Origin of the sequence: Kitasatospora terrestris (assembly GCF_039542905.1) — a bacterium.
GTDB lineage: Bacteria > Actinomycetota > Actinomycetes > Streptomycetales > Streptomycetaceae > Kitasatospora > Kitasatospora terrestris.
This window is the reverse complement of record NZ_BAABIS010000001.1, coordinates 7,994,915-8,017,688: the sequence shown is the minus strand read 5'-3', so window position 1 is coordinate 8,017,688 and position 22,774 is coordinate 7,994,915. Positions and strand designations below refer to the sequence as shown.

17 protein-coding genes and 1 riboswitch are annotated in these 22,774 nt (G+C 73.4%); of the genes, 11 read left to right on the top strand and 6 right to left on the bottom strand.

Annotated features, from left to right (window positions below):
- Together ABEB06_RS36535 and ABEB06_RS36530 are read left to right on the top strand one after the other, a co-directional pair.
- Nucleotides 1-2,559 (top strand): glycoside hydrolase family 3 protein, encoded by a 2,559-nt coding sequence (locus ABEB06_RS36535; RefSeq protein WP_345701240.1) that lies wholly within the window; start codon nt 1-3, stop codon nt 2,557-2,559.
- A gap of 340 nt (nt 2,560-2,899) precedes the next feature.
- A complete protein-coding gene (locus tag ABEB06_RS36530) occupies nt 2,900-5,359 on the top strand; it encodes an RICIN domain-containing protein (RefSeq protein WP_345701239.1) in 2,460 nt (819 codons plus the stop codon).
- A gap of 58 nt (nt 5,360-5,417) precedes the next feature.
- Here ABEB06_RS36530 and ABEB06_RS36525 read toward each other — a convergent pair whose 3' ends face one another.
- On the bottom strand, nt 5,418-6,089 hold the full coding sequence (locus tag ABEB06_RS36525) for a hypothetical protein (protein ID WP_345701238.1): 672 nt from the start codon (nt 6,087-6,089) through the stop codon (nt 5,418-5,420).
- Between the two features lie 251 nt (nt 6,090-6,340).
- Between ABEB06_RS36525 and ABEB06_RS36520 the strand changes: the two genes are divergently transcribed.
- Both ABEB06_RS36520 and ABEB06_RS36515 read left to right on the top strand, forming a co-directional pair.
- The gene (locus ABEB06_RS36520) at nt 6,341-6,943 is read left to right on the top strand and encodes an NUDIX domain-containing protein (protein WP_345701237.1); all 603 of its coding nucleotides are present in this window, start codon (nt 6,341-6,343) and stop codon (nt 6,941-6,943) included.
- A gap of 116 nt (nt 6,944-7,059) precedes the next feature.
- Nucleotides 7,060-7,545 (top strand): tetratricopeptide repeat protein, encoded by a 486-nt coding sequence (locus tag ABEB06_RS36515; RefSeq protein ID WP_345701236.1) that lies wholly within the window; start codon nt 7,060-7,062, stop codon nt 7,543-7,545.
- Between the two features lie 64 nt (nt 7,546-7,609).
- On the opposite strand, the gene ABEB06_RS36510 is transcribed toward ABEB06_RS36515, so the two are convergent.
- The 3 genes from ABEB06_RS36510 to ABEB06_RS36500 all read right to left on the bottom strand — a co-directional run bounded on the left by ABEB06_RS36510 (nt 7,610) and on the right by ABEB06_RS36500 (nt 11,802).
- The gene (locus ABEB06_RS36510) at nt 7,610-8,215 is read right to left on the bottom strand and encodes a TIGR03086 family metal-binding protein (RefSeq protein WP_345701235.1); all 606 of its coding nucleotides are present in this window, start codon (nt 8,213-8,215) and stop codon (nt 7,610-7,612) included.
- Between the two features lie 108 nt (nt 8,216-8,323).
- Nucleotides 8,324-10,237 (bottom strand): serine/threonine-protein kinase, encoded by a 1,914-nt coding sequence (locus ABEB06_RS36505; RefSeq protein WP_345701234.1) that lies wholly within the window; start codon nt 10,235-10,237, stop codon nt 8,324-8,326.
- Between the two features lie 107 nt (nt 10,238-10,344).
- Complete coding sequence (locus tag ABEB06_RS36500) at nt 10,345-11,802, bottom strand: MFS transporter (RefSeq protein ID WP_345701233.1); 1,458 nt, start codon at nt 11,800-11,802, stop codon at nt 10,345-10,347.
- 164 nt (nt 11,803-11,966) lie between these two features.
- Here ABEB06_RS36500 and ABEB06_RS36495 point away from each other — a divergent pair, with 164 nt between their 5' ends.
- Entirely contained in the window at nt 11,967-12,683 is a 717-nt protein-coding gene (locus ABEB06_RS36495; protein WP_345701232.1) for a TetR/AcrR family transcriptional regulator C-terminal domain-containing protein, read from the top strand.
- Here the strand turns inward: ABEB06_RS36495 and ABEB06_RS36490 are convergent.
- Entirely contained in the window at nt 12,656-13,687 is a 1,032-nt protein-coding gene (locus ABEB06_RS36490) for a LacI family DNA-binding transcriptional regulator (RefSeq protein ID WP_345701231.1), read from the bottom strand. The genes ABEB06_RS36495 and ABEB06_RS36490 overlap by 28 nt on opposite strands.
- A 126-nt stretch (nt 13,688-13,813) precedes the next feature.
- Between ABEB06_RS36490 and ABEB06_RS36485 the strand changes: the two genes are divergently transcribed.
- The 4 genes from ABEB06_RS36485 (at nt 13,814) to ABEB06_RS36470 (ending at nt 19,661) form a co-directional block, all read left to right on the top strand.
- Nucleotides 13,814-15,748, top strand: a complete 1,935-nt coding sequence (locus tag ABEB06_RS36485; RefSeq protein WP_345701230.1) for a discoidin domain-containing protein — start codon at nt 13,814-13,816, stop codon at nt 15,746-15,748.
- A gap of 47 nt (nt 15,749-15,795) precedes the next feature.
- On the top strand, nt 15,796-17,703 hold the full coding sequence (locus ABEB06_RS36480) for an RICIN domain-containing protein (RefSeq protein WP_345701229.1): 1,908 nt from the start codon (nt 15,796-15,798) through the stop codon (nt 17,701-17,703).
- A gap of 177 nt (nt 17,704-17,880) precedes the next feature.
- Nucleotides 17,881-19,146: a carbohydrate-binding protein gene (locus ABEB06_RS36475; protein ID WP_345701228.1), complete on the top strand. Its 1,266-nt coding sequence runs from the start codon at nt 17,881-17,883 to the stop codon at nt 19,144-19,146.
- A gap of 119 nt (nt 19,147-19,265) precedes the next feature.
- On the top strand, nt 19,266-19,661 hold the full coding sequence (locus ABEB06_RS36470) for a VOC family protein (RefSeq protein ID WP_345701227.1): 396 nt from the start codon (nt 19,266-19,268) through the stop codon (nt 19,659-19,661).
- Nucleotides 19,662-19,717: 56 nt separating this feature from the next.
- Here the strand turns inward: ABEB06_RS36470 and ABEB06_RS36465 are convergent, their stop codons facing one another.
- The gene (locus ABEB06_RS36465; protein ID WP_345701226.1) at nt 19,718-20,233 is read right to left on the bottom strand and encodes a DinB family protein; all 516 of its coding nucleotides are present in this window, start codon (nt 20,231-20,233) and stop codon (nt 19,718-19,720) included.
- A 73-nt stretch (nt 20,234-20,306) separates the two neighbouring features.
- A riboswitch (ZMP/ZTP riboswitch) is annotated at nt 20,307-20,405 on the top strand.
- A 6-nt stretch (nt 20,406-20,411) separates the two neighbouring features.
- Between ABEB06_RS36465 and ABEB06_RS36460 the strand changes: the two genes are divergently transcribed.
- Together ABEB06_RS36460 and ABEB06_RS36455 are read left to right on the top strand one after the other, a co-directional pair.
- Nucleotides 20,412-21,902, top strand: a complete 1,491-nt coding sequence (locus ABEB06_RS36460) for a glycine hydroxymethyltransferase (protein WP_425559739.1) — start codon at nt 20,412-20,414, stop codon at nt 21,900-21,902.
- Nucleotides 21,903-21,961: 59 nt separating this feature from the next.
- A complete protein-coding gene (locus ABEB06_RS36455; protein WP_345701224.1) occupies nt 21,962-22,756 on the top strand; it encodes a hypothetical protein in 795 nt (264 codons plus the stop codon).
- Nucleotides 22,757-22,774: the final 18 nt, after the last annotated feature.

Below are 22,774 nucleotides of genomic sequence, written 5' to 3'. Positions count from 1 at the left end.
GTGACCGACGAACCCCTGCCCGCGCTGCGACCGCTCGCCGAGTGGCCGCGCCTGGAGTCCGCCGTCCCGCCCGACCCGGAGGTCGAGCGGAAGGTCGCCGAGATCCTCGCCGCGCTGACCCCGGAGGAGAAGATCGGGCAGCTGGTGCAGCCCGAACTCGCGCAGCTGACCGCCGAGGACGTCCGCGCGTACCGGATCGGCTCGGCGCTCAACGGCGCCGGGATCTGGCCGGACGGCAAGCGGCACGCCGCCGTCCGGGACTGGGTGGACATGGTGGACCACTTCTGGTCGGCCGCCGAGCGGGCGTGGGAGGGCCGCCCGTTCCGGATCCCGTTCCTGTGGGCCACCGACGCCGTCCACGGGCACAACAACGTGTACGGGGCGACGGTCTTCCCGCACAACATCGGCCTCGGCGCGGCCGGCGACCCGGAGCTGATCCGCCGGATCGGCGCGGCGACGGCCCGCGAGGTCGCCGCCACCGGCATGGACTGGATCTTCGCGCCCACCGTCACCAACCCGCGCGACCGCCGCTGGGGGCGCTACTACGAGGGCTACGGCGAGGACCCGGCGCTCGGGTACGCCTACGGCCGGGCGATGGTGGAGGGCCTGCAGGGCGACGCGGCGGCGCTGCGCACCGACGAGCGGGTGCTCGCCACCCTGAAGCACTGGATCGCCGACGGCGGCACCGCGGACGGCGGCGACCGGGGCACCGCCCGGTGCGAGGAGCAGGTGCTGCGGGACATCCACGCGCAGGGCTTCCTCGGCGGGATCCGGGCCGGGGCGCAGAGCGTGATGGTCTCGTTCAGCAGCTGGGAGCACCCGGCCAACTACGACCACACGCCGGGCCGGGCGGAGCCGTACAACCACAAGGTGCACGGCAGCCGGTACCTGATCACGGACGTGCTGAAGGGCGCGCTGGGCTTCGACGGCATCGTGATCAGCGACTGGGACGCGCACGCGGAGGTGGCGGGCTGCTCGGCGGGCGACGCCAACTACGCGATCAACGCGGGGCTGGACGTGCTGATGGTGGCCGGGCGGGACGCCTGGCAGAGCGTGTACCGCAACGCGCTGGAGGGCCTGCGGTCGGGGGTGATCGCGCCGGAGCGGATCGACGACGCGGTGCGCCGGGTGCTGCGGGTGAAGATGCGCGCGGGCCTGTGGGAGCGGCCGCGGCCGGGCGCGCGCTCGCTGACCGGGCCCGGCGCCCCGGCGGTGATCGGCTCGGCCGAGCACCGGGAGCTGGCCCGGGAGGCGACCCGCAAGTCGCTGGTGCTGCTCAAGAACACGCCCGGGGTGCTGCCGATCGCCCCCACCGCCCGGGTGCTGGTGTGCGGCAGCGCGGCCGACGACCTGCAGAAGCAGTGCGGCGGCTGGACGCTCACCTGGCAGGGCGACGACGTCGAGCGGGCCGACCTGCCGGGCGGCGCCACGATGGCGGACGCGCTGCGCGAGGCGGTCGGGGCCGGGACGTGCACGGTGGACCCGGTGCTGGAGAGCGCCGAGCCGGGCGCGTTCGACGTGGCGGTGGTCTGCCTCGGCGAGGACGCGTACGCGGAGATGCGCGGCACGGTGAAGCCCTGGCGCTCGATCGGGTACGCGGACCTGAAGCGCAGCTACGCGCGCGACCTGGAGCTGCTGCGCCGGCTGCGGGCGGCCGGGGTGCCGGTGGTGACGGTGTTCTTCACCGGCCGGCCGCTGTACTGCACGGAGGAGATCAACCTGTCGGACGCCTTCGTGGTGGCCTGGCTGCCCGGGCCGTTCGCCCAGGGGGTCGCCGACGTGCTGGTCGCGGACGCGCGGGGCGGGGTCCGGTACGACTTCCAGGGCCGGCTGCCCTCGTCCTGGCCGCGCACCCGGGACGCCAGCGCGGTGAACCGGATCCCCCCGCACCTGCCGGACTACCGGGTGCCGGCGGAGGAGACCGCGCCGACGGGGCGTCACCGGCCGCTCTTCGCGGTCGGGCACGGGCTGTCGGTGCACGAGGCGTCCCCGGCGGGTCCGCTGGAGCCGCACGTGCCGGAGCCGGCGCCGCCGGCGCCCGCCGTCGACGGGCCGCTGCGGGTGCTGGACGCGGACGGGACGCCGTACCGGTTGCGGATCGGCGGCCACAACACCTGGTCGCGCGAGGACGTCCACCTGGACCGGGTGACGGACTGCCTGATCGTCCGGTCGACGCCGCTGCCGGCCGGGGCCGGGCTGAACCTGGTGTTCAAGGGGTACCAGGCGTTCGTGTACGCGGAGGCGCCCGGCGGCGAGCCGGCGGACCTGCGCGGGTACCTGGACGGCGGCGGGAGCCTGCGGTTCTCGGTGCGGGTGCGGCAGGCGCCGTCGGCCCCGCTCCACCTGGCCTGCCACGACGACTTCCCCGCCCAGCCGGGCCTGGACCTCGCGCCCTGGCTGCCCGGCGCCGGGGCCGAGGAGTGGACGGAGGTCGCGGTGCCGCTGGCCGAGCTGGCGGCGATCGGCACGGACCTGCGGCACGTGGCGGTGCCGTTCATGCTCTACACCGCCGGGACGGCCGAGCTGGACGTCGCGGAGGTGTCCTGGCAGCTCGGCTGACGGATCGGCTCTGCTGGCGGAGCGGCTCGGCTGACGGACGGCCGCCCCCGGGCTCGCACCCCGGGGGCGGCCGCGTTCGCCGTCCCCCGAGTCTGGGCCGGTGGGTGGCGCGGCGTCAAAGGACAGCTGTCGGCCCCGATTGGACTTTTGTGCCGGTCGGGGCCGTTTTGCGTCCACCGGCCGCCCACCCCTTGACGGTGTCCGCGAGGGGCTGCCACGGTGTGCTCGAAGTTGCCGTCTCCTGACGCGGAGTGCGCAACTCGGAGCATCAGCTCCCCAGGCCGGGGCTCGCACACCCGCCGCTCCCCCACGTCGGCGCACCGTCACCCGAGGAGTACCCGTGCCCACCCTCCTGCACCGAACCCTGGCCGCCGGGGTCGCCGCCGCGACCCTGGCGCTGGCCGCTGCCGTTCCGCCGGCCGCCGCGGCTCCCCCGTCCGCGGCGACCTTCTCGATCTCGGTCGGCTCGCCGGTCACCTACGGCCACCCGACCGACACCCCGGCCGTGCCGTACATCGACAAGGACGGCACCTTCTGGTTCCAGCAGTCGGCGGCGCTCTACGGCACCAACGACGTCCGCTACTGGGACTTCTTCTCCGGCACCGACTTCGACACCGCGAGCCGCAACGCGACCGTCAGCAACTACGTCAACCCGGCCAACTCCAGCGACCGCAACAACGACACCACCTGGCGCTGCAACAACTCCCCCACCGGTCTGGAGGCCACCAACGCGCCCGCCGGCAGCGGCTACGCGCACAAGAACTACTGCGACCTGTCGGGCGTGTGGATCGACCCGGACACCGGCGACTGGTACGGGCTGGTGCACAACGAGTTCACCCCGCAGCCCTTCGGCGACGGCCTGCACTACGACGCGATCGACTACGCGGTCTCCACCGACCAGGGCAGGACCTGGAAGATCAAGGACCACGTGATCACCTCGCCGTACAGCACCAAGCGCGGTGACACGGCGGCCTTCCCGAACCAGACGTACTACTACGGCGACGGCGACCAGCGCCTGTTCGTGGACGCCGCCTCCGGCTACTTCTACGTCTTCTACGGCTCCCGGGTGGTCGACAAGTCCGGCGGCTGGAAGGCCTTCCACGAGCACGTGGCCCGCGCCCCGATCTCCGGGAAGATGGCGCCCGGCTCCTGGCAGAAGTGGTACAACGGCGCCTGGACGGAGGCGGGCGTCGGCGGACGCGAGTCCAACATGGTGCCGGTCGACGGCTCCAGCACCACCGGCTACACCCCGGCCTCCGGCGAGTACAACCCGGCCAACACCGGGACCAGCGACCAGCAGGTGGCCGCGGGCAAGATGCCGCCCACCTCGCCGCTGTTCGTCATGGACATCACGTACAACGCCTACCTGGGCCTGTACATCGGCGAGCCGCAGGCCGTCGACCAGAGCGGCAACGCCCCGCAGAAGTACTACGCCACCGACGACCTGGCGAGCCAGAAGTGGTACCCGATCGGCGACAGCGGCAGCTACCACACCGCGTCCTGGTACCGGTGGTTCCTCGACGGCGCCAACCGGACCAGCTCCACCATCGTCGGCAAGACCTTCCGCTCGTACTGCGCTTTCGGCTGCTCCGGCGGCGCGTCCGGCCAGTACGTGAACCTGACCATCGACTCCTCCGCGCCGGCCGCCGCGCCGGTCGACCTCTCGCGCAGCTACCGGATCGCGAGCGGCGGCGGGCGGGTGCTGGCCCAGGTCTCGGGCTCCTCGGCGACCACCTCGGTGGCGGCGGCGACCGGCTCGGCGCTGGAGCAGTGGACCTTCGCGGCCAACGGCGACGGCTCGTACCGGATCACCAACGGCTCCACCGGTCAGCTGCTGGGCGTCCCCGCCACCGGGACGGCGGGCCGCGCCTGGGGCGCCAAGCCGACCGTGACCGCGGCCGGGCAGGGCGGGCCGAGCGTCGGCCAGCAGTGGTTCGTGATCGCCAACTCCTCCGGCGGCACCTTCCGCCTGGTCAACCGGTACAGCGGCCTGGTGCTCGGCCTGTCCTCGGACAGCGCCCGGCCCGCCGAGACCACGCCGGTGCGCAGCTGGACCGACAGCAGCGGCACCGCGGTCGGCGGCGGCCGGGCGGCCGCCGAGCAGACCCTGACCCTCACCCCGGTCGGCTCGGCGCAGGAGACGGTCGCCGTCACCAACCCGGGCGACCAGTCGACGAAGGTCGGCACCGCGGTCTCGCTGCAGCTCTCCGGCACCGACTCGGCCGGCAAGGCGCTCACCTGGTCGGCGACCGGCCTGCCCGCCGGACTGTCGATCAGCTCCGCCGGGCTCGTCACCGGCACGCCGACCGCGACCGGCGCCTCCACCGTGACGGTCACCGCCTCCTCGGGGACGGCCGGCGGCTCGGCCGCCTTCACCTGGTCGGTCAACACGGCACTGAACGGCACCCACACCCTGGTCGCCTCCGGCAAGGCCCTGGACAACCCCAACCACTCGACCACGCAGGGCACCCAGCTGGTCGTCTGGTCGCCGAACGGCGGCGCCAACCAGAACTGGGTCCTCACCCAGCAGGCCGACGGCAGCTACCAGATCGTCAACGGCGAGTCGAACCTCTGCATGGACGTCAACGGCGGCTCGACCGCGGCCGGCGCGGCGATCATCCAGTGGGCCTGCACCGGCGGCTCCAACCAGCGGTGGAACGTCACCGCGGCCACCGGCGGCTACAAGGTGACCAGCCAGAAGAGCGGGCTGTCGCTGACCACCGCCTCCAGCGGCAACGGCGCGCTGGTCACCCAGCAGACCGACACCGGCTCGGCCCTCCAGCGCTGGACCATCGGCTGACCCGACGCCACGCCGACGGGCCCCGCGGAGCACCCGCTCCGCGGGGCCCCGCGCCTTGTCAGGCGGCGGCCGTGACGGCCTCCACGAGGTCGACCGTCTCGGCGGCCGGCGGCTCGGTGACGGACACCGGCTCCCCGAAGGCGCTGAACGAGACGGTGGAGGCCCGCGGGCCGGCCTGGCGGGCCAGCTTCACCAGGTACGGCGTACCGGTCGTGGCCACGTACAGCTCGGCGCCCTGGCCGGGCGTGCCGCTGTGGACCTGCAGGGTGTCGGTGCCGTTCATGGTCGTCGAGCCGACCTTCTCCTGCTCCTCGCCGCCGATGTTCTCGTCGAGGAAGTCCAGGATCCACTCCGGGTCGCACCGGGCGACCAGGTCGTCCAGCGGCTTGTACCCCCGGTGGACCAGCACGTAGCGGTCGGCCAGCCGGGCCGGGGCAGCCGCCCTCTGCGAGCCCTCGAACTCCTTCCAGAAGTCCGCCGATCCCTTGACCCAGGCCCGCTGCCCGATCCGGCGCACCTCCACCGGGCCCCTGGACTCGCCCGCGAGGGTGCCGGTGCAGTGGCCCGAGCGGTCGGCGGTGACCGACACGGTCGGGAAGCGGTAGCTGCGGACGCCCACCGCCAGGTTGAAGGTGAAGGACGGGGCGTCGGCGAGGGCCTGCCGTCCGGTGCGGACCACCTGCGGGGCCGACATGGCCGCGACCGCCGGCGCCTTGTCCGCCTCGGCCACGGCCTCCGAGGAGCCGCCCCCGCCGGTACACCCGGCCAGTCCCGCCGCCGCCAGCAGCCCCGCCCCGCTCCGCCTCGCCCATCCTTGCAGGTGCACCTGCGGTCCTCCCCCTGATCGTCACCGAACCGCCGGACCCTAGCAGGGAAGGCCGTCGGCGGGGACGGGATTTCGACCGGTGGAACGGCCCGGGGCGGCCGGGCGGCGCGTAGGCTCGGGGCGGCGGAGCGCGGCGAGCCGAAGGAGGGCGCGGGATGGCGGCGGAGGGCCGGTGGCGCAGGACGGGCCGCGAGGTGCTGCACACGGGACGGTTCCTGCGGCTGCTGCGGGACACCGTCGAGGCCCCCGGAGCCCCGGGGTACGCGTACGAGCACGTCCAGGTCGCCGACGCGGTGCGGGTGGTCGCGCTCGACGGGCAGGGGCGGATCGTGCTGGTGGAGGACGAGTTCTACCTCACCGGCCGGCGCATGCCGAGCCTGCCAGGCGGCGGGATCGAGCCCGGCGAGCTGCCGGAGGCCGCGGCCCGACGCGAACTCGAGGAGGAGACCGGCCTGCTCGCACGGCACTGGGAGCCGCTCGGAGCCGTCCACCCGCTGCCGGGTGCGAGCTCCACGGTGGTGCACCTGTTCCGGGCCACCGAACTGCACCCGGGCCGCCGCGCCCCGGACGACACCGAGGGCGAGCTGACCGTCCGGGAGTGCCCGTTCGCCGAGGCCCTGGCCATGGCCCTGGACGGCCGGATCACCGAAGCGGGCAGCGTCACCGCCCTCCTCCTCGCCGACCGCCGGCCGACCGGCCGGCCCGCACCAACGACCCGCGAGACCACGCCCGGGCCCGGGGCAACAGATGGACAATAGGATCTCCAGATCGACCTGAGTGCACCTCCGAGTGCTTCGGGGACAGAGCCGAACAGGCGGGCCGCGACGACATCGCGGCCCGCGTACTCAGGAATCTCGCCGTTCTTCACAATCAGATGGGCGACGGCGCGGCCGGGCTCGTCCACGGTCAGCGCGCCCTCGAACTCGGCGTCCCGGAGGACGACAACGTACTGGTCACCGTCATGGCGTCTGCCCACCTGCAGCTGAACGACTTCGTCTCGGCCGAGGCGGGGTACCGGCGGGCGGTCGAGATCTGGCGGCAGCACGGCAACCCGTACAACATCGCCGTGGCCCTGGCCAACCTCGGCGACAGCCTGCGGGGGCTGGGCCGCCGCGACGAGGCGCTGGCCGCCCTCGACGAGGCCCTCCAGATCAACGAACAGATCGGCAACCTGAAGAGCGTCACCAGCTGTCTGCTGATCACGGGCCGCACCCACCTCCACTTCGACGAGTTGGACCAGGCCGCAACCGTTCTCCAGTCCGCCGTCGACCTCGCCCGCGAACAGCGCCTCCCCGCCTACGTCCAAGAAGGCACCGAAGGACTGGACGAACTCCGACGACGCCGAGCCGAACCGGCGTGACCGGAACCGAAGACGCTCAAGAACCGGGCGCCGGGGGCCGATCTCCAGGGCCTGCCGCCGGCTCTCAGAGCGCGGCCCAGGCCGGGTCGCGGCCGGTCAGGGCGAGTAGCCGGGTCTGGGCGTCGGCGCCCGCCGGGGCGGGGAGCGCGGGTTCGAACAGCCCGGTCGCGGCCAGGTTGCGGTAGCCGCGGAACTCGCTGAGCGCGAAGACCGCGGCCTCCGGCGCCATCCGCCCCGGCTCGCCCAGCGCGCGGGCGAGGTCCCAGGAGTGCACGACGGTCTCGGCGATCAGCTCGACGGCGTACCCGCCGGCGTCGCGCAGTCCGTACGGCGGGTGGATCAGCCGGTCCGGCGCGCCGGGTGCGGCGAGCGCGTCGGCGCCGCTGTGCGCCGCGCTCCGCCAGACGCCGCCGGGGTTGACCCCGAGCACGTCGCCCTCGAAGCGGCGGCCGAGCTGCTCCGCCGTGTAACCGCCGAGCAGTTGGCAGACCCACATGTGCTGGGCGGTGACGTGGTTGACCAGGTCACGGACCGTCCACCGCGGGCACGGTGTGGAAGCGCTCCAGCGGTCCTCCGGAACGGCCGCGACCAGCCGTCCGAACTCCTGGGCCGCGGCGCCGTACCGGGCCCGGACAGCCGCGTGGAAGCCGGGTGCGTGCGGGCATTCCATGGCACGCCCTCCGTTCTGCCGGGAAACCCCACCGGACACTCCCAGTGAACAGAACGGATCGCCCGAACGCCAGGAGCGGGCGGTGACGGAGCGGCTACGGCGCTCGGGTCAGCGCGGGTAGGCCTTGATCACCTTGCCGGTGCGGTCGGCGGCGAGGTAGCTGCTGCCGTAGGCGTCGGCGAGGTAGACCCGGATGGTGGGCTGGCCTTCGCTCCAGGCGTCGATGATCAGGTAGCGGCTGGTCGGGTTGGGGATGTTCAGCGCCTTCTCGGCCTGCTCGATCAGCGACGGCACGATGTTCCAGTCGTAGACGCCCAGGTCGATGATCTTGTCGCTGGAGCTGAAGGTGCCGCTGAAGTGCTCCAGCTTGGCGGCGCGGCCGTTGCGGTACTGCCAGGTGTCGTACAGCTTGGCGTCGGCGGTGGTCGGGGCCTTGGCGCTGGCGTACTCGGGGTAGACCACCAGCTCGTCGACCTTGCTGCCGCCCATCTGCGCCTCCAGGGCGGCCACGGCGGTGTTCAGGCCGGCGGGGGTGAGCAGGTCCACCTTGCCGGTGGTGGTCTTGGGCGTGCTGCTGGGCTTGGCGGAGCCTCCGCCGCCGGTCCCGGTCCCGGTCCCGGTCCCGGTCCCGTTGCCGGTGGACTGACCGCCGGGGCTCTGGGTGGCGCCGGCGTCGTTGCTGCGGCCCCCGTGGTTGCCGGTCTCCCGGTTGTACGTCCAGACCAGGCCCGCCACGACCACCACGGCGGCGGTGGCCAGCGCGACGGTCGTCAGCCCGCCGCGCTTGCGGGCAGGGGCGGGTGGGTGGGCGTCGTACGGGGAGGTCGGGCCGCCGGCCCACGCCGATCCCGCGGTCGGGCCCTGGAAGCCACCGCCCGCGGTGGGCGACTGGGCGGGCCACGGGGTGGACTGCCCGGTGACGGACTGCGCGGGCCACGGGGTGGACTGCCCGGTCGCGGACTGCGCGGGCCACGGCGTCGGCCGACCCGTCGCGGACTGCGCCGGCCACGGCGTGCCGGCGCCTGCGGCGGGCGCGCCGAAGGCGGGCGCACCGGTGGCGGGCCACGGCGTGCCGGGCTGCTGGCCGCCGGTCGGCCAGGGGGTGGACGGGTCGGCGGGCGGGCCCGGGGTGATCGTGGGACGGCCGGTGTCGCGCTCGGTGGAGGAGTACGCGATGGCCGGGCCCTGCTCGGCGGCGGCCAGCAGCCGGTCGAGCTCGGCGCCGTCGGGCCGGGTGGCGGGGTCGCGGCCGAGCATCCGGGCGAGCACCGGGCCGAGGGGGCCGGCGTGGACCGGCGGCGGCAGCGGCTCGTCGAGGACGGCGGCCAGCGTGGCGAAGGTGGTCGCGCGGCGCAGCGGGTGGTGGCCCTCGACGGCGACGTACAGCGTCATGCCGAGCGACCAGAGGTCGGAGGCGGGGTCGCCCTCGTTGCCGCGGATGCGTTCGGGGGCGATGTACTCGGGCGAGCCGATCAGCGCGCCGGTGGCGGTGAGGCTGGTGGTCTCGGTCATCGCGGCGATGCCGAAGTCGGTGAGCACGGGCGTGCCGTCGAGGCGCAGCAGGACGTTGCCGGGCTTGACGTCGCGGTGCTGGATGCCGGCGGCGTGCGCGGCGCGCAGGGCGGCGAGGACGCCGCGGCCGATCCTGGCGGCCTCGGCGGCCTTCAGCGGGCCGTCGGCGATCCGGTCGGCGAGGGAGCCGCCGGGGACGAGTTCCATCACCAGCCACGGGTGGGGCAGGTCGGGGGTGTCGACGATGTGGTGGATGGTGGCGACGTTGGGGTGCTGGAGGCGGGCGAGGGCGCGGGCCTCGCGCAGGACGCGCTCGCGGAGCTCGTGCGCGGCGGCCGGGTCGGCGGCGAGCACGGCGGGGTCGGGCGGCCGGACCTCCTTGAGCGCGACCTCGCGGTGCAGGGCGGTGTCGCGGGCCTTCCAGACCACGCCCATGCCGCCGCCGCCGAGCCGCTGCAGCAGTTCGAACCGTCCGTCGATCAGCCGGTCGGCCGGCCCCCCAGTGTCCATGGGCGTCATCGTAGGGGGCCGGACGGACGGCGGCGCCGCCCCGCCCCGGTGGAGGGCGGGGCGGCGCTTGGGGCACCTCGGTGGTGTGGGGACGTACCGGATTCGGCTCAGACGGTGGCCTCGGCGGGTGCCCGGTTCTCCGGCTCGGCGGCCTCGGCCTCGCCGTGGCCCTGCGGCCGGGCGTGCCGGGGCAGCAGGAAGACCGCGGCGAAGACGACGGCCAGCATGGCGATCTCCACCCCGAGGGTGAACTGCTCGGCCTTGACGAAGTCGGTGGACTTGATCCGCTCGAAGAAGACGGTGCCGAGGATCGCGGTGCCGAGCGCGGCGCCCAGCTGCTGGACGGAGGTGAGGGTGCCGGAGGCGGAGCCGGTCTCGTGCGGCTCGACGGAGGCGAGCACGGTGTCGAAGAACGGCGCCATCACCAGGCCCATGCCGAAGCCGGAGACGGTCAGCGCGGGGATCAGCTGCCAGGGGGTGACCTCGGCGCCCGCGAGCTGCAGGGTGAGGATCAGGCCGCCGACGCCGAGCACCATGACGACCAGGCCGGCGTGCATCACCTTGCGGCCGAAGCGCTGCAGGCCCTGGGAGAGGACGAAGGCGACGACCATGCCGATCGAGGACGGGATGCCGGTGAGGCCCGCCTTGAACGGCGAGTAGTGCAGGCCGAGCTGGGTGTAGAGGCTGAAGGTCAGCCAGAAGCCGGTCATGGCGGAGAAGAACATCAGGCCGAGCACCATGCCGCCGCTGAAGCCGCGCTTGGCGAACAGGCTGGGCTCCACCAGCGGGTCGCCGCCGCGGGCGCTCTTGCGCTTCTCGTACCAGCCGAAGAATCCGAACACCGCGACGGACAGGCCGATCAGGACGAACGCCCAGGCCGGCCAGTCGTGCTCGCGGCCCTGGACCAGCGGGTAGACCATCAGCGCCGAGCCGCCGGCGGCGAGCAGCGCGCCGAGCAGGTCGAGGCGGACGGTGCGGGCGCTCTTCCACTCGGGGAGGAAGGCGCGGCCGCCGGCGACGGCGAACAGGCCGAGCGGGATGTTGATCAGGAAGATCATCCGCCAGCCGGTGCCGAACAGGTCGGCGTCGACCAGCCAGCCGGCCAGGATCGGGCCGCCGACCGTGGACAGGCCCATCACCGGGCCGAACATGCCGAACGCGGTGGCCTGTTCCTTCTCGGAGAAGATGTCCTTGAGGATGCCCAGGCCCTGCGGCAGCATGACGGCGCCGAGCAGGCCCTGGACGACCCGGGCGGCGATCAGCTGGTCGGGCTCCTGGGCCAGGCCGCAGGCGATCGAGCCGAGGGTGAAGCCGACGGCGCCGATCAGGAACATCCGGCGGCGGCCGAAGATGTCGCCGAGGCGGCCGCCGGTGATCAGGCCGATGGCCATGGCGAGGGTGTAGCCCGCGCCGAGCCACTGGATGGTGGACTCGCCGCCGCCGATGTCGGCGCGGATGGCGGGGGCGGCGATGTTGGTGACGAGCGAGTCGAGGAGGTCCATGACCTCCGCGGCGAGGATCACGAAGAGCGCGACCCATCGCCACTTGTAGGGCGTGTCGGACACCGGGTGCTCCAGGGGGAATCCAAGGACGTACGAACAGCGTTTGCTGCGACGAACACTGTTCTACGCGTCGCGCGGAGATCTGTCAAACACCGTTCGTCCGCCCGAACGGCGTTCGTCGGAGGTACGATGTTCGTCGACCGCACAGCAGCGAAAGCAGGTGGCCCATGTCGACGTCGGCGATGCCCGAGATCCCCTGGCACAAGGCGCGCAAGGGCGAGCCCCGGCAGCCCCTGAGCCGGGAGCTGATCGTGGAGACCGGCGTGCGGCTGCTGGACGCCGAGGGCCTGGGCGGCGTCACCATGCGCCGGGTCGCCCAGGAGCTGGGCACCGGCCCGGCCTCGCTGTACGCGCACGTCTCCAACAAGGACGAGCTCTGCGAGCTGATGCTGGAGCGGATCGCGGGCGAGATCCCGCTCCCCGCGGAGCCCGAGCCGGCCCGCTGGAAGGAGCAGGTGCTGGAGATCGCGCTGGCCGCGCAGAAGGTCTTCACCGCGCACCGGGACATCTCGCTGGTCTCGCTCGGCGCCATCCCGCTCGGGCCCAACCAGCTGCGTTTCACCGAGTTCCTGCTCGACCTGCTGCTGCGGGCGGGCGTCCCGGGCCAGCAGGCCGCCTGGGCGCTGGACGCGCTCGCCCAGCTGATCGACGTCGACGCGTACGAGGCGACCCTCTACACCGGGAAGATGTCCGGGCAGGACCCCCAGGCGTACTTCGAGTCCATCCGCGGCTACCTGCACGCGCTGCCGGCCGACCGCTACCCGGTGCTCAGCGGCATGGCGGACACCCTGGTCACCGGCGACGGCGACCAGCGCTTCGTCTTCAAGATCGAGACCCTGCTGCGCGGCCTGGAGACCTACATCGAGCGGCCCGCCGAGGGCTGAGCCACCGGGCCGGTGGAGCCGCGGACGACCAGTTCGGTGGCGAGCTCGACGTGCAGCGCCTCCACCGTCCGGCCCTCCATCAGGCGCAGCAGCAGGCTGACCGCCATGCCGCCGAGCTCCTCCAGCGGCTGGCGGACGGTGGTGAGCATCGGCACCGAGCTGCGGCTGAGGTACAGGTCGTCGAAGCCGGTGACGGAGAGGTCCTCGGGCACCCGCAGGCCGCGTTCGTGGGCGGCGCGCAGTGCGCCCACGGCGGCCTTGTCGTTGAACGCGGCCAGTGCGGTGGGGCGCTCGGGCAGGTCGAGCAGGCGGCGGGCGGCGGTGTGGCCCCAGTCGCTGGTGGGCTCGATGGAGGCGACCAGGGCCGGGTCGACCAGGACGCCGACCTCGGCGAGGGCCGAGGCGTGCCCGGCCAGCCGCGAGCTGCTGGCGAGCCACTCGCTGGGGCCGTTGATCAGGCCGATCCGGCGGTGGCCGAGGCCGACCAGGTGCGCGGCGACGTTGCGGGCGCCGGCGAAGTGCGCGGCGGAGACCGCGGCGATGTCCCGCGGCACCGGGGTGCGCGGGTCGATGACCACGAACGGGACGTCGCGGCGCCGCAGTTCGGCCAGCTCCTCGCTCTCCTCCACGGGGAGGATCAGCAGCGCGCCGGCGATGTCGCGCCGGCCCGGGAGCTCGGCGAGCACCCGGGCGTCCCGGGCGGCCTCGCCCGCGTTGAGCACCAGCTGCCGCCCGTGGGCGTCCAGCGCCTCGGCGACGGCGGAGAGGATCACGCCGAAGTAGTCGGTGAGCAGGTACGGGCAGCGGACCAGGACCGCCCCGGGGCGGGCGGGCGGCCGGGCGGCCGGACCGCCGAGCCGCTCCACCGCCTGCTCGACCGCCTGCCGGGTCCCGGCGGTGACCACGGCCTGGCCGTTGAGGACCCGGGAGACGGTGGCGATCGAGACGCCCGCCTCCGCCGCCACCTCCCGGACCGTCACCTTCGTGGAACGCGGCCTAGCCATTTGTTACATCGTTTCGTTTCACAACTCCCATCGTAGCGCTAGTTATTGACAGCGAACAGCGCCGCCGTTTACCTAATCGCAGCACAGGATTTGCTGCAAATGTTTCATTTTGTTACAGGGAGAGCCATGAACAGACCCGTCCTCGGCGCCGCCACCGCCGGTGCGGTGGCGCTGAGCCTGCTGGGCAGCACCACCGCGGTCCAGGCCGCCGCCGCGGCCCGCCGGCCCGGCCCCGCCCTCGCCGAGGTCTGGGTCACCACCCCGGACCGCGCCGAACTCCTCCACCACCGCGACCCGGTCGCCTTCGCCCCCGGCGGCTCGGACCGCACCACCATCACCGTCGACCCGCAGCAGACCTTCCAGTCGATGGACGGCTTCGGCGCCGCCCTCACCGACTCCGCCGCGGCCGTCCTCGCCGGACTCGCCCCGGACGCCCGGGAGCGCGCCATGCGGCAGCTCTTCGACCCGGAGCAGGGCATCGGCGTCAGCTTCCTGCGCCAGCCCGTCGGCTCCTCCGACTTCACCGCCGCCACCGAGCACTACAGCCTGGACGACGTCCCGGCCGGGCAGACCGACTTCCCGCTGGCGCACTTCTCGATCGCCCGCGACGAGCAGCGGGTCCTCCCCCTGCTGCGCGAGGCCCGCCGGCTCAACCCGGAGCTCACCGTGATGGCCACCCCGTGGTCGCCGCCCGCCTGGATGAAGACCACCGACTCGCTGATCGGCGGCCGGCTCAAGGACGACCCGAAGATCTACGACGCCTACGCCCGCTACCTGGTGGAGTTCGTCCGGGCCTACGCGGCGGCCGGCGTGCCGATCGACTACCTCTCGCTGCAGAACGAGCCGCAGAACCGCCGCCCCGGCGGCTACCCGGGCACCGACCTGCCGGTCGAGCAGGAGCTCGCGGTCATCCGGATCCTCGGCCCGCTGCTCGAGCAGGCCGGCCAGCGCACGAAGATCCTCGGCTACGACCACAACTGGACCACCCACCCCGGCGACGTCTCCACCACCCCGGCCGGCGAGGACCCGCAGACCGACTACCCGTACCGGCTGCTGGACAGCGACGCCGCCCGCTGGATCGCCGGCACCGCCTACCACTGCTACGCCGGCGACCCCGGCGCGCAGAGCAAGCTGCACGCCGCCCACCCCGACAAGGGCGTCTGGTTCACCGAGTGCTCCGGCTCGCACGGGCCGAACGACACCCCCGAGCAGATCTTCCGCGGAACGCTCACCTGGCACGCCCGCACGCTGACCGTCGGCGCACCCCGCAACTGGGCCAAGTCGGTGGTCAACTGGAACATCGCCCTGCGCGAGGACGGCGGCCCGCACCTCGGCGGCTGCGACACCTGCACCGGGCTGCTCACCGTCCACCCGGACGGCACGGTCACCACCGACGCCGAGTACTTCACCATCGGCCACCTGTCGAAGTTCGTCCGGCCCGGCGCGGTCCGGATCGCCTCGACCAACTACGGCACCACCGGCTGGAACGGGCAGCTGACCGACGTCGCCTTCCGCAACCCGGACGGGTCGACCGCACTGGTGGTGCACAACGAGAACGACGCCCCGCGCAGCTTCGCCGTGGCCGTCGGCGGGCAGCGCTTCGAGTACACCCTGCCGGGCGGCGCACTGGCCACCTTCACCTGGCCGGCCTCGCACCGACTGCGCTCCCAGGAGCGGGAGATCCCCCTCGACGGGGCGAAGGCCACCGCCCTGCCCGCGGGCACCGACGCGGCCGCCGCCCTCGACGGCGACGGCTCGACCCGCTGGTCCAGCGGGCAGGCCCAGGCACCCGGCCAGTACCTCCAGGTCGACCTCGGGCGGCCGACCCGCTTCGACCGGCTCGCCCTGGACAGCGGCGACAACCTCGGCGACTACGCCCGCGGCTGGCGCGTCGAGGCCGGCGAGGACGGCACCCACTGGCGCACCCTCGCGACCGGTACGGGCACCGGCCAGCTGACCACCGTCGACCTGCCCGGCACCCGCACCCGGCACCTGCGGATCACCAGCACCGGTACCGCGGGCGCCTGGTGGAGCATCGCCGACCTCCGCCTGTACCGCTGAACCACCACCCGTACGGCCCCCGCCTCCCCCACACCAGGAGCCGCACCATGCAACGCACCCCGCTCGGCCGGCTGTTCGCCGCCGGCACCGTCCTGGCGCTCGGCGCCACCGGACTGACCACCCTCTCCGCGGCGCACGCCGCCGACACCACCGCCCAGGTCTGGATCACCACCGCCGACGGGTCCAGCCGGCTCACCCGGGGCGCCGACGCGGCGTTCTCCTCGGGCACCCCGCAGTCGCTGGACATCGCGGTCGACGCCGGCGACGTCCGCCAGCCGCTGGTCGGCTTCGGCGCCTCCTTCACCGAGTCCGCCGCGCACCTGGTGGCGGGCCTGGACAGCTCCAACCGCTCGGCGCTGATGAACGACCTCTTCGGCCCGAACGGCATCGGCCTGAACTACCTGCGCCAACCGCTGGGCGCCTCCGACTTCGTCGCCAAGCTGCCCTTCTACACCTACGAGGACACCCGCGGGTCCTTCTCGATCGCCCGCGACCAGGCCGAGATCCTGCCCGCCGTCACCCAGGCCCGCGCGGTCAACCCGGCGATCCGGATCATGGGCACCCCGTGGTCCGCCCCCGCCTGGATGAAGTCCTCCGGCTCCCTGAACGGCGGCGCCCTCAGGCCGGAGAACTACGGCGACTACGCGGACTACCTGGTCAAGGCCGTCAAGGCGTACCAGGGCGCGGGCGCCCCGATCAGCGACCTCACCGTCCAGAACGAGCCCGAGTTCGAGACCGGCTACCCCTCCACCGGGATGACCGCCGCCCAGCAGGCCGACTTCATCAAGGTGCTGGACGGCAGGCTCACCGCGGCCGGCCTCGGCACCGAGGTGTACGCCTACGACCACAACTGGGACAACGCCGGCTACCCGCTCTCGGTGCTCTCCCGGGCCTCCTCGGTGGCCCGGCTGAAGGGCGCCGCCTTCCACTGCTACGGCGGTCAGCCGGAGGCCGAGCAGCAGGTGTACGACACCGGGAAGGCCGTCTACTTCACCGAGTGCTCCGGCACCGACTCCGCGGACAGGTCGCGCACCTTCGCCGACACCCTCAAGTGGCAGACCGAGAACCTGGTGATCCGCAACCTGCGCAGCGGCGGCCGCACCGTGCTGCTGTGGAACATGGCGCTGGACGCCAACGGCGGCCCGCAGTACGGCAACTGCGCCACCAACTGCAACGGCGTGGTGGAGATCAACGGCAACGCGTACACCCGCAACGCCGAGTACTACCTGCTCGGGCACATCGCCAAGTTCACGAAGTCCGGTGCGCACCGCATCGGTTCGACCAGCCAGGGCAGCGGCGGGCTGCAGAACGTCGCCTTCCTCAACCCCGACGGCTCGCGCGGCGCGGTGGTGCTCAACGCCACCGGCTCCTCGCAGCACTTCTCGATCAGCGACAGCGGCCGCTCGCTGAGCTACGACCTGCCGGCCGGCGCGGTCGCCACCTTCACCTGGCCCGGCGCGCCGGTCTCCGGTCCCACGCAGTCCCCCTCGCCCGGCCAGTCCTCCGGGCCGATCTCCCCCACCGCCTGGTACACCGCGGCCAACCTCAACTCCGGCAAGTGCGTGGACGCCGCCGGGTGGGGCACCGCCAACGGCACCGCCGTGCAGCAGTGGGCCTGCGGCACCGGCGCCAACCAGCAGTGGCAGTTCGCCCCGACCGACAGCGGCTGGTACCGGATCACCAACCGCAACGCCGCGGGCGCCGGCCAGGTGCTCGACGTGACCGGGGCCTCCACCGCCGACGGCGCCAAGATCCAGACCTGGCAGTGGTCCTCGGGCGCCAACCAGCAGTGGAAGCCGGTCGCCCAGGCCGGCGGCACGTACGCCCTGGTCTCCCGGTCCAGCGGCAAGTGCCTGGACGTCACCGACGTCTCCACCGCGGACGGCGCCCGGCTGCAGCAGTGGTCCTGCACCGGCGGCGCGGCCCAGTCCTTCCGCCTCACCGCCGTGGGCTGACCGACTCCGGTGTGATCCAAGGAGGTTGACGCGGACCCGCCGCAGGTCTATACCAGTGGGCAGCTCACCTCACGTCCACCACGGCCTGGTCCCCGACCGCGGCCAGGCCCGTGCGCACCCCCATGCCCGCGCACGGGCCGGGCCCGTCCTCGCCCGCTTCCTGGAGAGGGTCCCCCGATGGAACGCGCAACGCCCCCACCGTCCCCCACCCCCGCCCGTCCCGCGCGGCACCGCCGGCGCCGCGGCGCGGTCGGACTGCTCTCCGCCCTCGGCCTCCTGGCCGGCGCGGTCGCCGCGTTCACCGCCGCCGAGCCGGCCACCGCGGCCACCCTCGGCTCCAACTGGTACGCCTCCGCGCCGTACCTGATGCCCGAGGACAACAGCCCGCCGGACGCGGCCGCCGTCATGGACGCCACCGGCCAGAAGGCCTTCCAACTGGCCTTCATCCTGGCCCAGGGCAACAGCTGCTCCCCCGCCTGGGGCGGCACCTCCTCGATCGACTCCGACACCACCATGCCCGCGGTCATCAAGAAGATCCGCGACAAGGGCGGCGACGTCTCGGTCTCCGTCGGCGGCTACGGCGGCACCAAGCTCGGCCAGACCTGCGGCACCCCCGAGGCGACCGCCGCGGGCTACCAGAAGGTGATCACCAAGTACGGCCTCAAGGCGATCGACTTCGACCTGGAGGAGCCCGAGTACGAGAACACCGCCGCCATCCACAACGAGATCGGCGCGGCCCGGATCCTGCAGCAGAACAACCCGGGCCTGTACGTCTCGATCACCACCGCCGGCACCAACGCGGGCACCGGCTGGTTCGGCACCCAGATGCTCAACGAGGCCAAGTCCCAGGGCTTCACGCCGAACAACTACTCCATCATGCCGTTCGACGGCGGCTTCAACGGCGCGGCGGCCCAGACCGACGCCCTGGTGAAGTTCAACCAGATCCTGCAGACCACCTTCGGCTGGACCGAGGCCAACGCCTACGCCCACGAAGGCGTCTCGCTGATGAACGGCCGCACCGACGCCGCCGAGTACTTCCGGCAGGCCGACTTCCAGACCGTGCTGGACTTCGCCACCGCGCACAAGCTGGCCCGCTACACCTACTGGTCGGTCAACCGCGACCGCCAGTGCCCCGGCACCGTCGACCCGGGCCTGTCCGGCTCGTGCTCCAGCGTCGCCCAGAACGACTGGGACTTCACCAAGTTCACCGTGAAGTTCGCCGGTGCCACGCCGCCCACCACCCAGCCCCCGACCAGCAACCCGCCGACCAGCAACCCGCCGGGCACCTGCACCGACCCCGCGTGGAGCGCCACCACCACGTACACCGCGGGCAACAAGGTCTCCTACAACAGCCACAAGTACCACGCCAAGTGGTGGACCCTGAACGAGAACCCGGCCTCCAGCGGCCAGTGGGGTCCGTGGGCCGACGACGGCCCCTGCTGACAACCCGGTCGACCCGACGGTGCGATGCCGTACGATCCGTCGTACGGCATCGCGTGTCGGTCACCGTCCGGGTGAGGCATGGAGGTGCCCGTGAGATTGCCTTCTGGAGGCATCCCACCGTGTCCGTCGAACTGAACCACACCATCGTCCACGCCCGGGACGCCCGGGAGTCCGCCGAATTCCTCGCCCACGTCCTCGGGCTCGAGGTCGGCACCCCCTGGGGCCCGTTCGTCCCCGTCGCCACGTCCAACGGCGTCACCCTGGACTTCGCCTCGATCCCGGCGGAGTCCATCGTCATGCAGCACTACGCGTTCCTCGTCACCGACGAGGTCTTCGACGCCGCCTTCGCGCGCATCCGGGCCGAGGGCCTGGCCCACTGGGCCGACCCGCACGGCAAGCTGCCCGGCGAGATCAACCACCACCACGGCGGCCGCGGCGTCTACTTCCTCGACCCCGCCGGCCACGGCCTGGAACTCATCACCCGCCCCTACGACACCCACCTGCCCGCCGCCTGACCTCACCCCGCCCGCGGCCGGCCGGGAGCCCGTCCCGGCCGGCCGCGGGCTTCCGGTCAGGCGCCGGTGGTGCCGTCGAGGTGCTGGCGGACCAGGTCGGCGTGGCCGTTGTGGCGGGCGTACTCGCCGATCATGTGCAGGTGGATCATGCGCAGCGACATCGCCTCGCCGTCGAGGTCGAAGGTGGTGTCCAGCGGCACTCCGGCGACGGCCTCGTCGGCGAGGCGGACCTCCTCGACCAGGCGGTCGTAGTCCTCCTCGGCGCGGGCCGGGTCGAGGAGCTCGAAGTCGGCGTCCTTGCGGCCCTCGACGAAGTGCAGCGGCTCCACGGGCAGCGCGGAGAACCGGATCCGGAACCAGGTGCGCTCGACCTTGGCCATGTGGCGCACCAGGCCGAGCAGGGTGAGGTTGGAGTCCGGCAGCGGGGCGACGGCGAGCTGCTCGCCGGTCAGGCCCGCGCACTTGTGCAGCAGGGTGGCGCGGTGGAAGGCCAGGTAGCCGGGGAGCATCTCGCCCTCGGGGGCGGAGAGCGAGCCGTCGGGGCGGGTGATCTCGGGTGCGGTCCAGGTCATGGCGTGATCATGCCGCCGGGGACCGGTCCGCCGCCACCCCTTTGTCCGCGCGCCGACCGGGGTTGCTACGATCGCGGCGAGCCGTGACTGGCGCGCAAGGGATGGATTCGACCATCGGGGAGCGGCTCCGCGGCATCGTGCCGCGCTGTCGCCGTGCGCCTGGGCCGTCCGTACCGTCATGGTTCGTCATGAGGAGACCGCCTTGGCCCAGTCCGCGCTTCCCCCGCACACCGCCGCGAACGCCGCCGCCGACACCGCGTTCCGCTCCGCGCTCGACGTGATCCGCGCCGTGGAGCCGCGGGTCGCCGACGCGATCGGCGGTGAACTCGCCGACCAGCGCGAGTCGCTGAAGCTGATCGCCAGCGAGAACTACGCCTCCCCCGCGGTGCTGCTCGCCATGGGCAACTGGCTGAGCGACAAGTACGCCGAGGGCACCGTCGGCCGCCGCTTCTACGCGGGCTGCCGCAACGTCGACACCGTCGAGGCGCTGGCCGCCGAGCACGCGCGCGAGCTGTTCGGCGCCGAGCACGCGTACGTGCAGCCGCACTCGGGCATCGACGCCAACCTCACCGCCTTCTGGGCGGTGCTCTCGCAGCGCGTCGAGAGTCCGGCGCTGCAGCGCGCCGGGGTGCGCAACGTCAACGACCTGACCGAGCAGGACTGGGCCGAGCTGCGCCGCGAGCTGGGCAACCAGCGGATGCTCGGCATGTCGCTGGACACCGGCGGCCACCTCACCCACGGCTTCCGTCCGAACATCTCCGGCAAGATGTTCGACCAGCGCAGCTACGGCACCGACCCGGTGACCGGCCTGGTCGACTACGACGCGGTGCGCGCCGCCGCCCGCGAGTTCAGGCCGCTGATCCTGGTCGCCGGCTACTCGGCGTACCCGCGGCTGGTCAACTTCCGCCTGATGCGCGAGATCGCCGACGAGGTCGGCGCCACCCTGATGGTCGACATGGCGCACTTCGCGGGCCTGGTCGCGGGCAAGGTGCTGACCGGCGACTTCGACCCGGTGGCGCACGCCCAGATCGTCACCACCACCACGCACAAGTCGCTGCGCGGCCCGCGCGGCGGCATGGTGCTGTGCGACTCCGAGCTCGCCGAGCACGTCGACCGGGGCTGCCCGCTGGTCCTCGGCGGCCCGCTGTCGCACGTGATGGCCGCCAAGGCCGTCGCCTTCGCCGAGGCCCGCCGCCCCGAGTTCCGGCAGTACGCCCAGCAGGTCGTCGACAACGCGCAGGCGCTCGCCGAGGGCCTGCTGCGGCGCGGCGGCAAGCTGGTCACCGGCGGCACCGACAACCACCTGGTGCTCGCCGACGTCACCGGCTACGGCCTGACCGGCCGCCAGGCCGAGGCGGCGCTGCTGGACTCCGGCGTGGTCACCAACCGCAACTCCGTCCCGCAGGACCCGAACGGCGCCTGGTACACCTCCGGCGTGCGGATCGGCACCCCGGCGCTCACCACCCGCGGCCTCGGCCTCGCCGAGATGGACGAGATCGCCGACCTGATCGACACCGTGCTGCGCAACACCGCGCCCGCCGAGGGCAAGGGGGGCAGCCCGTCCAAGGCCCAGTACCGCCTCGACGACGCGGTCCGCGACGCGGTCGCCAAGCGCGCGTCGGAGCTGCTCGCGCCGTTCCCGCTCTACCCGGGCGTCGACCTGGCCTGAGCCCGCCGCACCGTACCGGGAGGCCGACCGCGGTGTCGGCCTCCCGGTACGGTGACGGGATGTCGCTTCCCGTCGACGTCACGCAGACCGTCACGACCTTCCTCACCGCCGTCGACCGGTCCGCGCCGGGCCTGGTCGAGGGCCTGTACCTGTGCGGCTCGCTGGGGTTCGGCGAGTACGTCGCCGGGCACAGCGACGTCGACTTCGTCGCCGTCCTCGCCGAACGCCCCGGACGGGCCGCGCTGGACGCCCTCGCCGCCGCCCACGCCAGCGTCCGCGCGGAGCACCCGCGCCCGTTCCTCGACGGCCTGCACGCCGTCCGCGCCGACCTCGCGCGGTCGCCGGACGAATGCCCCGACCTCCCGTGCACCCGGAACGGCGAGTACCGCGAGGCCGGCCGGTTCGGCGTCGACCCGGTGACCTGGCACGAACTCGCCCGCCACAGCGTCCCGGTGCGCGGCCCGCGGCTCACCGAGGCCGACGTGTGGACGGACGACGCGGCGCTGCGCGCCTACAGCCGGCGCAACCTCGCCGAGTACTGGTCCGGCACCGCCGCCGCGATCGCCGCGGACCCCCGGGCCGCCGCCGGCCCGTTCGCCGCCGAGTGGTGCGTGCTCGGCGTCAGCCGCCTGCACCACCTGCTCGCCACCGGCGCCCTCACCACCAAGTCGGGCGCCGGCCGCTACGCCCTGACCGCCTTCGAGGCCCACTGGCACCCGATCATCACCGAGGCCCTGGCCCTCCGCGAGGGCTCCCCCTCCTCCTACGGCGAGGACACCGCCCGCCGCGGCGCGGACACCGTCGCCTTCACCGCCATGGCCGTCGAGGCGGGCCTCGCCCTGCCCGTCCCGTAGCGGACGGCGGGCGAACGG